This is a genomic window from Roseovarius sp. 217, assembly GCF_000152845.1.
Taxonomy (GTDB): Bacteria; Pseudomonadota; Alphaproteobacteria; order Rhodobacterales; family Rhodobacteraceae; genus Roseovarius.
On the sequence record NZ_CH902585.1, the window covers coordinates 229,081 to 243,136 of the forward strand.

12 protein-coding genes and 1 pseudogene are annotated in these 14,056 nt (G+C 59.5%); 5 read left to right on the forward strand and 8 right to left on the reverse strand.

What is annotated here, in order from left to right; translation table 11 throughout:
• Positions 1–275, forward strand: a 275-nt coding sequence (locus ROS217_RS20945) for a type IV secretion system protein VirB3 (protein ID WP_009819835.1), incomplete at its 5' end; no start/stop codon positions are given.
• Entirely contained in the window at positions 265–1,026 is a 762-nt protein-coding gene (locus ROS217_RS24200; RefSeq protein ID WP_040651980.1) for a hypothetical protein, read from the forward strand. The genes ROS217_RS20945 and ROS217_RS24200, both read left to right, overlap by 11 nt.
• On the opposite strand, the pseudogene ROS217_RS23745 reads toward ROS217_RS24200, so the two are convergent.
• The 8 genes and pseudogenes from ROS217_RS23745 to cueR all read right to left on the reverse strand — a co-directional run.
• A pseudogene (locus tag ROS217_RS23745) lies at positions 961–1,194 on the reverse strand (IS6 family transposase); the annotation flags it as partial. The gene ROS217_RS24200 and the pseudogene ROS217_RS23745 overlap by 66 nt on opposite strands.
• Positions 1,195–1,353: 159 nt before the next feature.
• Positions 1,354–2,316, reverse strand: a complete 963-nt coding sequence (locus ROS217_RS20955) for a copper resistance D family protein (RefSeq protein ID WP_009819837.1) — start codon at positions 2,314–2,316, stop codon at positions 1,354–1,356.
• Between the two features lie 6 nt (positions 2,317–2,322).
• Positions 2,323–2,682 carry a copper resistance CopC family protein gene (locus ROS217_RS20960; RefSeq protein WP_040652067.1) on the reverse strand — a complete coding sequence of 120 codons (360 nt, stop codon included), beginning with the start codon at positions 2,680–2,682 and terminating at the stop codon, positions 2,323–2,325.
• A gap of 22 nt (positions 2,683–2,704) precedes the next feature.
• Entirely contained in the window at positions 2,705–3,139 is a 435-nt protein-coding gene (locus tag ROS217_RS20965) for a c-type cytochrome (RefSeq protein WP_157046737.1), read from the reverse strand.
• Positions 3,140–3,216: 77 nt separating this feature from the next.
• Positions 3,217–3,561 carry a copper-binding protein gene (locus tag ROS217_RS20970; protein WP_009819840.1) on the reverse strand — a complete coding sequence of 115 codons (345 nt, stop codon included), beginning with the start codon at positions 3,559–3,561 and terminating at the stop codon, positions 3,217–3,219.
• A 39-nt stretch (positions 3,562–3,600) separates the two neighbouring features.
• Positions 3,601–6,792 carry an efflux RND transporter permease subunit gene (locus ROS217_RS20975; RefSeq protein ID WP_009819841.1) on the reverse strand — a complete coding sequence of 1,064 codons (3,192 nt, stop codon included), beginning with the start codon at positions 6,790–6,792 and terminating at the stop codon, positions 3,601–3,603.
• On the reverse strand, positions 6,789–8,984 hold the full coding sequence (locus tag ROS217_RS20980; RefSeq protein WP_009819842.1) for an efflux RND transporter periplasmic adaptor subunit: 2,196 nt from the start codon (positions 8,982–8,984) through the stop codon (positions 6,789–6,791). The genes ROS217_RS20975 and ROS217_RS20980 overlap by 4 nt, the downstream gene beginning before the upstream one ends.
• A gap of 579 nt (positions 8,985–9,563) precedes the next feature.
• Complete coding sequence (gene cueR, locus ROS217_RS20990) at positions 9,564–9,962, reverse strand: Cu(I)-responsive transcriptional regulator (RefSeq protein ID WP_009819844.1); 399 nt, start codon at positions 9,960–9,962, stop codon at positions 9,564–9,566.
• A 126-nt stretch (positions 9,963–10,088) separates the two neighbouring features.
• Between cueR and ROS217_RS20995 the strand changes: the two genes are divergently transcribed.
• From ROS217_RS20995 to ROS217_RS21005, 3 genes are all read left to right on the forward strand, one after another.
• Positions 10,089–10,565, forward strand: a complete 477-nt coding sequence (locus ROS217_RS20995; protein WP_009819845.1) for a DUF305 domain-containing protein — start codon at positions 10,089–10,091, stop codon at positions 10,563–10,565.
• A gap of 63 nt (positions 10,566–10,628) precedes the next feature.
• Positions 10,629–13,085, forward strand: a complete 2,457-nt coding sequence (locus ROS217_RS21000) for a heavy metal translocating P-type ATPase (protein ID WP_040652073.1) — start codon at positions 10,629–10,631, stop codon at positions 13,083–13,085.
• Between the two features lie 170 nt (positions 13,086–13,255).
• The gene (locus ROS217_RS21005) at positions 13,256–13,957 is read left to right on the forward strand and encodes an IS6 family transposase (protein ID WP_009819847.1); all 702 of its coding nucleotides are present in this window, start codon (positions 13,256–13,258) and stop codon (positions 13,955–13,957) included.
• The last annotated feature ends 99 nt before the right edge of the window (positions 13,958–14,056 follow it).

Sequence of the window (14,056 nt, forward strand, 5' to 3'; positions counted from 1 at the left end):
TGCGCGACACACCACTCTTTCTGGGGCTGACCAAGCCGCCACGGATATTCGGTCTCCCGATTGGATATTTCGTGGCGCTGGTCTTCGCATCCGTGATCCCTTTCATTCTGGTTGACGACATGCGGTTCCTGCTGGTTTTCCTCGCGGGCTACCCACCGCTTTGGCTGGTCGCAGACCGCAATCCACATCTGTTTCAGATTTTGAACGTGGTGATGTCGCGTACACCGCGAACGAGTGTGCGATCCGGTGATGGGGGCGATCTCTATGTCGCGTGAGTTTCGGGGGTTGATTGCCAGCAGCGCTGTTCGGGATGCACTTGGGGACAAGGTTTTGAAAGCCGAGCGTCTCGGGCGGCACCTACCTTACATTGCTGCGGTGCGAGACAATGTCATCCTGACGCGGCAGGGTGATCTGATGGCGTCGGTCACGCTTGGCGGGATCGACAGCTTCACCAGCGATGACGCCTGGATCGGTGAGATCAGTGAAGGCTTTGCCCGGATCGTCAGTCAGTTGGGCGAGCGTTTCGGTTTCCACATCAACAAGGTATCACGCCCGGACGCCGCGGACCTTGCTGCGCCTGACGGCATGCCCTTTGCAAGTGCGGTAGACGCGGCGTGGCAGAGAAGCCTGCGCGCACGTGAGCTGAAAGCCCGCACCTTGATGCTGACAGTGTTGATGCGTCCGTCGATGCCGCAGGCATTCTCGAAGGTTCTGGGCGCCCTTGGCGGCGGCCGCGATTTCCAGAAAGACATCGATACGAGAATTGTTGCCCTGGAAGAGGCCATGACCCTGCTCATGGCGATGTATTCCGATGCAGGTGCAGCGCGCCTGACAGTCTCGAGCGGGGACTGGCTTGCAGTGTTGGCCGCGGTTCACGGACACACTTTTCCATTTTGCTCTCCTGTCATTGTTGCGACGCAAGTATGCACCGACATAGAGATCAGTCGCTCAATTACTCAGAGTTTCATCCATCCTCCAAGAATTTGCAGTAGCCCGCTTCCGGGCTTGAGCATTAGCGGCGATTAACGGTGAGAATTTTACCACCCATCGGTTTAAGGTCGCGTGATCAACGGTGACGCCTCGCTCAGCCATGATCTCCTCAAGCTCTCGGTAGGACACAGCGTAGCGGACGTAGAAAAAACAGCAAAACACGATCACCGGTTTGGGATAGTGTACGCCTTTGAAATCAATTATCATTCCGCTCAACCAGCGCACTTGTTTCTCTCGACTAATCAGTACCATCAGCTGACGGTCTGGATACTCAAAAGTTTGCGACAGAGCCGATCGGGTGCAATGCGGATGCAACGGTAAGCGCAGCGAGGTTGGTAGAGAATTGCCTGCGTGTTAAATCTGTCATGCTGATCCCTTCAAGACATTGGTTTTTAGACTGGCAGCCCACGGGAGCATAGTTTTTGTAGTAGTCGCTGCGATTGTGCGCTCCGGCGCGCTGACAGTGCTGAGCGCTGCCGTGATGAGGAGAATGGCGACGAGTAGGATCGACTCAAGCTTTAAGGAGCGGCTCATCCGCGTTGCGGCATCCGGCGCGTCCTGTTCTAGGGCGGGGGTCAAACGCAGCTTGTTCCATGCAGCCAATCCCACAACGCCAGCAAAGAGCGCGAGTTTGATCGCAAAGAATTGACTGTAGGCGGAGGTGAGCAGGGCCAGCTGTCCGCCTGTGACGATCAGCAGAGTTGCAAGCCCCGCAATAACCAATCCCCCGACCACCCAAAGCGCCTTGCGTCCAAACTCTTCCGCCAATTTGCCCGTGATCTGCGGTTCGGACTGCTTTGAGAGGCGCAGCAGCGGCAAGAACGCCCCGATCCAAAACGCCAGCCCGAGGATATGTGCGGTGATAAGCAGCCCCAGAACCAGGCGTGGTTCTTCCAGCGCATGGCCCCGCATGGCGAAGGAGGCTGCAACCAGCACCGTTCCAAGTGCGGCGGCACCTTGCCCGATCTTGCTTGACGACATGATCGCTAGAAGCAGGGCAAGACCGATGAGACGCAGCGCAATCGCGGTGCCGAGGGGGCTGTTCATGACCATGTTCAGCATCATCGGTTCCGTCGCACCGGCCCAGGTCCCGCCCATCAGGAAGCTGGCACGGATCGGCAGGCGTAGAAGCGATAGAATGGCCGCTGCGATTGCCATCAGGACAGCCATTTGTCTGAGACGGTGCTGTTCGGCTTCTGGCAGGCTTCGCAAGAACAGCACGGCCAAAACCGAGCCCGCAGCGAGAAGCGTGCTCGCATAGACCATCACCTTGACGCAGATCGACAGCCACGTCACGCCGTCTGCCGATGAGAGTGCGTACAGCATGATGGCCTATTCGGTGACTTGAAATGAGAATGTGCCCTGCATCGGGTGGCCGTCCTCTGCCAACCCTCGCCACTCCACGGTGTAGCTCCCGATTGGCAAAATTGGTGGTGTTGCGTCGAACACCTTGACGGGCTGCATGTTGTCTTGCCGTGTCAGTGCATGATCTTTGCCATCCTGATCGGTGAGCGAGACCAGCGTCACCCTCATAAGCATATCGAAGGTCATGCCAACCTTTTCGGGGGATGTGGTCAGCACTGCGCCATCATTCGGCCGGGTGCCTTCCTTTGATGAATGCGCAATTGCTGCCTGTGACGCCAGTCCAAGGGCCAGAATGGCACCGATAAACGTGCAGGAAAAATGGTTCATGACGCTGTCCTTGAGGTTTTCATTAATTGATGCCATTGGCACGTTGCAGCGCCCGGACATAGGCGACAATTGCGTCTACGTCGCTGGTTGTCAGCCCTTCGACCGCGGGCATATTGCGAAAGGGCCAGTGATGGCTGCGCACCCCGTTCATTACCGCCAAGTGAAAGGCCTGATCGCCGTGATGATTCGGCTCGTAGATGACATGCACAAGCGGCGGCCCCATGCCATCGCGCCCGGCCGCGTTCACACCATGACATGCGGCGCATTTTGCTTCGAAGGCCTGCGCGCCAATCTGTTCGGTGTCGGTGAAGTTGGCAGGAAGCGTGACAGCGACCAACGCTTCACCGATTTCCTCAGGGGCCGTGGCGATCTGTGCGGGTTCCCTGATGAAAACCGCCCAACCTGCAACCAAAAGGGCTGAAAGTCCGGCGACGCCGCTCATTAAGCGTCTATTCATGGGGTTCTCCTTCTTATGGTTGGCCGCAGGCAAGTGCCTCGGAGACTTGCCTGCGGCGGAGTTCTCAATGGCTCAGGTCATTCGGGCATCATGGCGCCGATCATATACATGCCGTCATCACCCTTGATCAGCATCAGGGTCACACTGTCGCCAGCCGCGACTTCGCCCATCATCTGCGCGTCGGGTGCCAAGGAAAGATCCATGGTCATGGCGGGCCAGCCGATTTCCGGGATCGGTTCATGGCTTACGTTGGCGGTGCCGTCGGCGATAGAGTTGACGACTGCCTTTGTATGAACTGCGCCTTCCATCTGTGTGTCAGTCATGGGCATGTTGGAATGATCCATGTTGCCGTGGTTCATCTGGGCAAAAGCCGCAGGGGCGACGAGCAGAGCGGCGATGAAGGTCAAGGTAAGGTATTTCATTGGGTATAGCCTTTCAGGTTGAGGTTGATAGTTTCAGGATCATTCCGCCGGGACGGAACCAGCAATCGAGGCTGGCTTTGCCACGGCAGTCTGTTGCAATTCGCAATTGACGCGGCCTAGGGCCAGCCGTTTCCAGATCACGAATAGCGAAGGGATTACGAAAAGGGTCAGGAGCGTGGCTGTGACCATGCCACCGACCATCGGGGCGGCGATCCGTTGCATTATCTCGGAGCCGGTGCCTGTTCCGTACATGATCGGGATCAGAGCAGCAAAAATCGTGGCGACGGTCATAACCTTGGGTCGCACCCGTAGCAGCGCGCCCTCAAAAACGACCTCCTCCACATCGGTGGACGTCATCTTGCGCGCGTCGGCAATGGCCAGATGCTTGCGCTTCTCCCAGGCGAGGTTGAGATAGAGAAGCATCACGATGGCCGTCTCGACTGCCACGCCTGCCAGGGCGATAAAACCCACCAGCACAGCGATCGAGATGTCGAAGCTGAGATACCACAGGAACCAGACGCCACCCGCCAGTGCCACCGGCAGAGCGGCCAGGATTATGCCGACCTCGATCACGCGGTTAAAGGCCATGAAGAGCATCAATGTGATGATCAGCAGTGTAGCGGGGGCGACAAGCTTCAGCCGTTCCTGCATCCGCTCAATGTATTCGTACTGCCCCGACCAGGCAATAGAATAGCCAGGCGGCAAGGTCACTTCGTTGGCCACGACCTGCCGCGCCTCGGTGACGTAGCTACCCAAGTCGCGTCCGGCGATGTCGATGAAGACGAAGCCGGTGCGGCGCGCGTCTTCCGATCGGATCATGCCCGGACCGTCCACGACCTTGATCTCTGCCAAGGCACCCAGCGGAATATGAGCGCCCGAAGGCGTGACCACCGGAAGGTCACGCAGCCGTTCCGGGCTGTTGCGCCATTCCTGAGGATAGCGCAGGTTGATCGGAAAGCGTTCCAGTCCCTCCACGGATTCTGACACCTGCATGCCACCGATGGCAGTCTGAACCACGTCCTGCACGTCGCGCACACTCATCATGTAGCGGGCGGCCGCGTCGCGGTTCACGTCAATCTCGACAAAGCGACCTCCGATGGGCCGTTCGGCGTAGGCCGAGGCGGTGCCCTCGATGCCCGCCACAACGCGCTCGACGTCGATCCCGATCTGCTCGATCACGCTTAGGTCTGCGCCAGAAATCTTGACGCCGACGGGCGTCTTGATCCCCGTCGCCAGCATGTCGATTCGGTTCTTGATCGGCTGAATCCAGACATTGGTCACGCCGGGGATCTGCACGACACGGTCCAACTCGTTGCGGATCATCTCCATCGTCATGCCCTCGCGCCATTCCTCTTCGGGGCGCAGCTGGATCGTCGTCTCGATCATGGTCAGGGGGGCGGGGTCGGTCGCGGTGTCCGCGCGCCCCAGTTTGCCATGCACCGTCAGCACCTCCGGCACCGACGCAATCAGCCGGTCGGATTGCTGCAAGACTTCACGCGCCTTGCCGATGGACACGCCGGGATAGAGCGACGGCATATAGAGTAAATCGCCCTCGTTCAGTTCGGGCATGAATTCGGTGCCGATGCGTTGCAGGGGCCACCACATTGATGCCACCAGCAGACCCGCCAGCAGTGTCGTCGCCCAGGGCCAGGCCACGGCGGCATCCAGAAACGGGCGGTAAATCCAGATCACGATCCGGTTCAGCGGGTTCTTCCGCTCGGGAATGATCCGGCCCCGCACGAAATAGCCCATCAGCACCGGCACCAGCGTGATCGACAGGATCGCAGCCGCCGCCATGGCATAGGTCTTGGTGAAGGCCAGCGGTTTGAAAAGCCGTCCCTCCTGACTTTCGAGCACGAAGACCGGCAGGAAGCTGACGGTGATGATCGCCAGCGAAAAGAACAGCGCAGGCCCCACTTCGGTCGCGCATTCGGTGACGATGCGCCATCGGTTCTCGTTCGTCAGTTTTTCCTTTTCCAGCCGTCGGTGCATCGCCTCGATCATCACAATCGCCGCATCCACCATTGCGCCGATGGCGATGGCGATGCCGCCGAGACTCATGATATTTGCGTTCACGCCTTGGAACTTCATGATGATGAACGCCGCGAAGATTCCTAAGGGCAGCGACAGCAGGATCACGAGTGACGAGCGAATGTGCAAAAGGAAGGCCGCACAGACCAGAACAACGACGATGAACTCTTCCGTCAGTTTCTTTTGCAGGTTGTCGATGGCGCGTTCGATCACACCGGCGCGGTTATAGGTGGGGACGATTTCGACGCCTTCCGGCAGCGAGGCGCGTAATTCCTCGATCCGCGTCTCAACCGCCTTGATCGTGGCCAGGGCATTGCCGCCCCAGCGCAGGATCACCACGCCGCCCACCGCATCGCCCTCGCCATTGAATTCGCCAACGCCGCGCCGCATCTCGGGGCCAAGCCGGATGTCAGCCACGTCGCCAAGGGTCAGCGCCGCGCCGCGTTGGTTCACCATCAGGGGGGCGGATGCCAGATCGGCCAGATCGTCGACATAGCCGGTGGAGCGGACCATGAATTCGGCCTCGCCCATCTCGATCACCGATCCGCCCGTTTCGCGGTTGGCGTTTTGAATGGCACTTCTGATTTCCGCCAGCGTCACGTCAAAAGCGCGCAGCTTGTTGGGATCGACGACAACCTGATACTGCTTGACCATGCCACCGATGGTGGCGACCTCGGACACGCCATCGACGGTCTGCAATTCGTACTTCAGGAACCAGTCCTGAAGCGTGCGCAATTGCGCCAGATCGTGCCCGCCGGTGCGGTCGATCAGGGCGTATTGGTAAATCCAGCCGACCCCGGTCGCATCCGGCCCAAGCTGGGGCGACACGCCTTCGGGCAGGTTCGCGGTGATCTGGCCGAGGTATTCCAGCACCCGCGTGCGTGCCCAGTAAAGGTCCGTTCCGTCCTCGAACACGACATAGACATAGCTGTCACCGAAAAACGAAAACCCGCGCACATCGCTGGCCCGCGGCACGGCCAGCATGGCGCTGGCGATGGGATAGGTGACCTGATCCTCGACCACCTGTGGCGCTTGACCCGGATAGGGCGTTTTGACGATGACCTGCACGTCCGACAGGTCGGGGATCGCGTCCACAGGGGTTTCGCGGATTGCCCAGACGCCGACAACGCCCATCATGACTGCCAGCGCGAGGATTATCACCCTGTTGGCGATGGAGGCGCGGATGATGGAAGCAATCATTGTAGCACCTCCTGAGCGCGGGTGCCGACCAGCGTCATGGAGAAGTCCGGATTGCGGTGAAGCAAGAGCGTGACCTCCGTGTCCAAAGGCAGGGATGCAGGATCGACTGTCGCATCGAGCGCGAAGTCCATCGTCATCCCCGGCATGCCGATCTCGGTCATCGGCCCGTGGCTGATGTTGACCATGCGTGCGGCGGTGTCGACCGAGTTGATGGTGCCACTGACTTCCATCGGAGGCATGACTGGTTCCACCTGCCTGAGGATCATGGTCATCCCGTCCAGTCGCGCAAAAGTCAGGTCTGCCTCGACGCCGATGGGCAATCCCGTAGCGTCGAGCGTTTCTTCGATGGCAAATCCCATTGTCATGCCGGGCATTCCAATCTCAGTGATCGGGCCATGTGTGATCGTTGCAGTGCGGGTTGCCTCGTCGAGCGCGTCAATAGTGCCCGAAACGACAATCGGCGGCGCTTCATCAGCCATCTGCATCGCCTCCGCCATTTCCATGGCAGGCGCAGCCCCCATCCCGTCGGCGCGGACTGCGACAATCGTGAAGAGGCCATCGTCGCCCTTGCTAAGATCGAATTCTACCGGGGCATCCAGCGGCACCGTGGCCGGGTCAAAGCCTGCAACCGGCATGTCCATCTGCATCGCGGGCCAGCCAAGTTCCGGTATCGGCTCGTGGGACAGGGACAGCTTGCCATCGGCAGTCACAGCCGTCACCGTCCCATTCCCAGTCGCGGCGATCCCATCATCGCTGCCCATTTCCAGCAGACCCAGTAGACCATCGGCCCCGCGCGCTGCGAGGAACGCGACCTGCGTTCCAGGCGCGAAGCGATCCAGCGCTACATCCGCACGCACCGAAAAGCGCGAGGTCATGGCGGGCCAGTCAAGGCTTTCCAGCGTGCTGTGTTGGATCGTGGCGATGCGGGCCTCAACGTCCAGTGCGACCAACTCACCTGTGCCGCGCGCGGGAGCTTCATCGGTCGGCGCCAAGCGCATCAACCCGGCGCTGAGCGCGCTTTCGCTGTCGATCAGGAACTGGGCCGACGCGACCACTTCCTCGCCCGGGGCGAGGCCCTGAACCACTTCCGTGCGCCCGCCTCCGCCAAAATTGTCGCGCAAACCGGTGGTAATCAGACGTGGCATGAAGGTGCCTTCACCGGTTTTCAGGATCACCCGTTCAGCGGATCCTGTGCGGATGATCGCCTCGGACGGCACAGTCAGGGCGGTTCGGGACTGGGCAGGAATAAGGCTGACCGTACCGAACATGTTGGGCCGCAAAAGGCCTTCGGAATTGTCGAACCGCAGGCGGACGGGCAGTGTGCGGGTCTGGGGATCCAATTCGGGATAGACGTAGTCGATTTCACCCTCGAAGGTCCGCCCCGGCAGATGTTCAAACCGTGCAATTGCGCGCATTTCGTCTGTCATGCGGGCGATGTCGCGCTCAAACACGTCAACGATCAGCCAGACCTCACTCAGATCAGTGATTGACACCGCTTGCGTGCTTGGTTGCAGGAACATCCCATCGGCGGCAGCAAGTCCGATTACGACGCCATCGCGGGGGGCTTCGACACTGATGCGCGCGCACTTCACGGTTTCCTCGATCTCTGCGATCTGGCGGTCCGTCGCGCCGTGACTACGCAGCTTGTTGCGCGCAGCTTCAAGGGAAATTCCTCCCCCGCCCTCCTTGACACGAATGAAGTCAAAAGTCGCGATGCCGAATTCGGGAGAGAACAATTCAAACAGCACATCGCCTTTGCGCACCTGATCGCCTACTGCGCGTACATTGAGAACTTCGATCCAGCCGTCGACACGTGTGTGAACATGGCTGGTCAGATGCTCGTCATAGCCCACGAACCCTACTGTTTCTATGCGGTGCGAAATCTCCGCGACCTGCGCGAGGGCGGTTCGGACACCGATGGCGTTGATCTCGGTAGCAGACAGCCTCACCTCGGCCGGATCGCCGGAGGGTTCCTGTCCTGCATAGACCGGGATCAGGTCCATCCCCATGGGCGACTTGCCCGGCCCCGGCTGGCGGAAATTCGGGTCCATGGGTGCCACCCAATAAAGAACCTCTGGCCCACTATCGGCGGCCATGCCCGCCGGATTGAAATACAGTCTTTCCAAATAAATGCCCCCGGCAACGCCTGCGGCGAGCGCCAGAATGCTCAGGGCTGAATATCGTCCACGCATGGAGTACCTCGGTTTGGACCCACACGAGGGGCAGGTCACTTCAAATCGGTCAAAGTGGAGCGGACGCTTTGACCAGCGCCCACCGCTCAGAAGAACGATCAGACGAGGCGGGGAGGACGGTCTTGAGGGGATGGGGCGCGCGAGAAGGCGGCACTGTCATTATTGAACCGATGACTTTGTGCCGTCAAAACTGCATGGAACTCAGCTTTTGCCAAGCCGTCAGCGTTGTGAAAACAGCATGGTGCAACCGAACAATGTGCCATGGCAGCATGGTCCGGGCACGGATCGCTTGGTGCTGCGGACAAGTCGGGTGCCGCCATCGGGCAGTCACCATCATGAGCCGCATGCGCTTGATATTGGTCATGCGCGCCGCTGTCAGGCGAAGCTTCTGCATACATGACGGATTGGGACACGAACAAAGACAGGAGGAGCAGTAGCCCCACCATCCGTTTGGCCGCCTCAAAGACGAATCGTGCCCAACGCGTTATCATACCAGAAGCATTACCCGAGAAATTCGTGGAAGGAAATCAGATGCCTGTGAGCGTTTATCCATCTGCGCGTTATTGCCGATTTGAGCATTCATTGCGGCACCTCCGCCCCGGCCAAACCGTCGAGGATCGGGCAGTCTGGATGATCATCGCCCTGACAGCGCGAGACGAGGTCCTCAAGTGTGTCGCGCATGGCTTCCAACTCAGTGATCTTCTTTGCGATCCCTGTGAGGTGTTCGCGCGCAATTCTTTTGACATCCGCGCTTGCCCTGTCCCTGTCTGCGTAGAGCGACAGCAGGCTGCGGCAATCGTCGATGCTAAAGCCCAAAGACCGCGCACGGCTCACAAACGACAGCATGCGCACGTCCCGATCATCGAAATGTCGATACCCGTTCGCGCCTCTGGCTGCGCGCAAAAGCCCGATGTCTTCGTAGTATCTGATTGTCTTTGCAGGCAGCCCGCTGGCTGTCGCAACTTCTCCGATGTTCATGGCTCTAACTCCTTGAGTAGACACATAATCCTTCCAGTAGATGGAAGGTCAAGAACATTCCTGTTTTGGGAACCATCCAGTGCTGGAAGGTTGTTAGTTTCAAAAGCCATCAGAAAGGAGACCAAAATGAATTACTTCCGCTTTGTCGCAATGATCGCGACCTCAACCGTGTTGATGTTCGGACTTATGTATCTGAACACCCATGCTTTTTCCCATATTCAGTTCAGTGAAACGCGCACTTACATGGCGCTCTACATGGGCGCGGCCATGGCGCTGGTCATGTTGGCGTTCATGTGGGGGATGTACCAAAATCGAGCCGCAAACTACGGCATTATCGGCGTCAGCATTGTTGTTTTTTCAGGGGCACTGTTTCTGGTACGCTCGCAAACCACCGTCGATGACGTCTCCTGGATGCGGGCAATGATCCCTCACCATTCGATTGCGATCCTGACGAGCGAGAGGGCGGGCATCTCGGATCCCCGTGTGCAAAATCTTGCCGAAGAGATCATCAAGGCGCAACGTCTAGAGATCGCAGAAATGGAGGCCTTGATCGCAGATCTTGAGGGCGGGCCACCTGCGACGCCAGAGATTGACGGCAAGTGAAGTGGGGGACTTGACCCTCCAGTTACTGGAAACCTTATGTCCGGGACAAAGGAGAAATTTCCGATGTCAAATACAGCGAGAGACACTGCCGAAGCGGACACCGTCACGCGGGACCCGGTATGTGGGAAGATCGTCGACCCAGACGCCGGAAAACCAAAAGCTGAGCATGAGGGGCATGTCTATCATTTCTGCCACTACGGATGTCGGCAGAAATTTGAGGCGGACCCCGACGCTTACGTTGAAGCCACAGATCCTGTTTGCGGCATGACCGTGACCCGTGCCACAGCGCGGTTCATGGTGAAACACGATGGGGCGCAGTTTTACTTTTGTTCGTCGCGGTGCGAGAGCAAGTTTGAGGCTGCCCCAACGGATTATCTTAGCGACCGTCCCGCTCCGGAGCCGATGCCAGAAGGGACGCTTTATACCTGCCCGATGGATCCCGAGATTGTGCAGGAAGGCCCGGGCGACTGTCCGATTTGCGGCATGGCACTGGAACCGATGATGCCCTCTGCCGATGCGGGCCCCAATCCGGAATTAGTCGATTTTCGCAGACGGCTTTGGATCGGGGCGCCGCTCGCACTCGCGGTTCTGCTGCTGGAGATGGGCGGGATGCTGGGCTTGCCCTGGGCGGACTGGTTCGGGCATGAAACCGTGCGATGGTTGCAATTCTTGCTGGCCACACCGGTCGTCGTCTGGATCGCGCAACCCTTTTTCAAACGCGGCTGGTCGTCCATCGTGACCGGCAACCTCAATATGTGGACGCTGATCGCGATCGGCACTGGGGCGGCGTATGTCTTCAGCCTCGTGTCGCTCCTCTTACCGGGCATTTTTCCACCCAGTCTGCAAGGCGCCCATGGTCCACCGCTCTATTTCGAAGCAGCGGCGGTGATCCTGATCCTTGTGCTCGTCGGCCAGGTTATGGAACTGACAGCGCGCGACCGGACCGGAGATGCGATCCGGGCCTTGATGGACCTTGCCCCGAAAACCGCGCGGCGCGTGACGGACGCTGGTGAGGAAGATGTGCCGCTTGATGCGGTCACGACCGGTGACCATTTGCGCGTCCGCCCGGGGGAGGCGGTGCCGGTGGATGGTACGGTGCTCGACGGGCGATCATCGGTCGATGAGAGCATGCTGACCGGTGAGCCTGTCCCGGTGGAAAAAACGCAAGGTGACGGTGTGACGGGCGGCACGCTCAACAAGACTGGCTCTTTCGTGATGGAGGCGCGCGCTGTCGGAGGCGACACCGTTTTGAGCCAGATCGTCAATCTGGTGGCGCAGGCACAACGGTCTCGTGCGCCCATTCAGGCGATGGCTGACCGTGTGGCGGGGTATTTCGTGCCCGCTGTGATCGGCATCGCCCTGCTTGCCTTTGGTGCTTGGCTTGTCTTTGGTCCAATGCCTGCCCTTGGGTATGCTGTCGTCGCTGCGGTCAGCGTCCTGATCATCGCATGCCCCTGCGCCCTTGGACTTGCGACGCCAATGTCGATCATGGTGGCCACAGGGCGCGGCGCACAGGCGGGTGTTCTCATCCGCGATGCCGAGGCGCTCGAACGTTTCGCGAAGGTCGATGTCCTGGTTCTGGACAAGACCGGAACCCTGACCGAAGGCCGCCCCAGCCTGACCGATGTTGTTGCATTTGGCGATCATGACGAGGATCAAGTGCTTGCTTTGGCGGCGGCACTGGAGCGCGGGTCCGAACATCCCCTGGCAGAGGCGATCCTGAACGGCGCTGAGGCGCGCGGGATTGCCCGTCTGGATGCCAGCGATTTTGACGCTATCACAGGCAAAGGCGTACAGGGAAGCGTCGAGGGGCAGCAGATTGCACTCGGAAATGCGGCGCTGATGCGCGACTTCGGTCTTGATCTCACTGAGGCGGAGCCGCAGGTGGCAGCCCTCCAGAAGGCCGGAAAGACGGCCATGCTGCTCGCCGTTGATGGCCAGCTCGCAGGCATCGTCGCAGTAGCGGACCGGATCAAGGAGACCACCGCCGGGGCGATCAAAGATCTGCACAAGGCTGGGCTGCGGATCGTTATGGCGACGGGCGACAGTCTCGCCACCGCTGAAGCCGTCGCGCGAGAGCTTGGTATCGACGACATCCGCGCAGATGTCTCGCCCGAGGACAAGGCTGATCTGATCGCGGAATTCAAGGCCAAGGGCCTGTCGGTCGCTATGGCAGGGGACGGCGTCAACGACGCGCCAGCGCTTGCGGCGGCTGATGTCGGCATCGCCATGGGCACCGGCGCAGACGTCGCGGTAGAAAGCGCGGGCGTCACGCTGGTCAAGGGCGATCTGCGCGGTATCGTGCGGGCCCGTGTTCTGGCGCAGGCCACCATGAGTAACATTCGGCAGAACCTGTTCTTTGCCTTCGCATACAACAGTGCCGGTGTTCCGATCGCGGCGGGAATTCTCTTCCCGTTCTTCGGTGTTCTTTTGTCGCCGATGGTAGCAGCGGCGGCGATGAGTCTGTCATCGGTTTCTGTCATCGGGAATTCGCTTCGCCTGCGGAGGATAAAGCTTTGAACCGCGCGATAGTTCTTGGGGTGCTGCTTCTGGTCGCAGCGGTTGTCGTGTTCGGTGTGCTTTTGATTGGGGCAAGGACTGGCTCGGATGGCGATCTGTACGTTTCGGGGTGTTGTCACGTTAACGCCCTGCACATTGCTGGCCGAGGGTTGTCAGCGTAGTTGGTGGCGATGCGAAATCAAGACATCCGCTACAAGCGCCACCGGTTTCCACCCCAGATCATCGCTCATGTCGTCTGGCTCTACGCCCGGTTCAACCTGAGCCTTCGTGAAGTCGAAGAGTTGATGTTGGAGCGCGGCATCGACGTTTCGTACGAGACAATCCGGCGCTGGACGGTAAAGTTTGGCCCGCTGATTGCCCGTACTCTTCGGCGACGACAACCGCGCCCCGGCGATGTCTGGCACCTGGATGAAGTCGTTGTGAAGATCGCGGGCCGGTCCTTCTGGCTTTGGCGAGCCGTTGATCAACACGGCGTCGTCCTTGAGGAGATCCTACAGCCCAAGCGGGACAAGCGCGCGGCAAAGCGGCTTCTGGTCAAACTGATGAAACGCTGGGGCTTCGTGCCCAAACGGATCATTACGGACAAATTACGATCCTACGGTGCCGCCAAGCGCGAGGTCGCACCTGGCCTGGATCATTGGTCCCACAAAGGACTCAATAACCGAGCCGAGAACAACCATCTGCCCTTTCGAAAACGCGAGCGGCTGATGCAGGGCTTTCGATCGCCGGGCGCACTACAACGCTTCGTGTCCATACAGTCCGCCACCCGCAATTGCTTCTCCGTGCCAGCCCGCCGCCGCTCCGCCATCACCATCCGCTACCACCGGCTCGAAGCACTCGAGGCATGGAAAATCGCGGCCAATGTCGCTTGATGTGAGATCGGCACGCCAACCTGAAGACTGGTTGAGTTAATGTGACAACACCCGCCGAACTCTTCTCGGTGTCACGGCCGACGATCTACAGAACCCTAC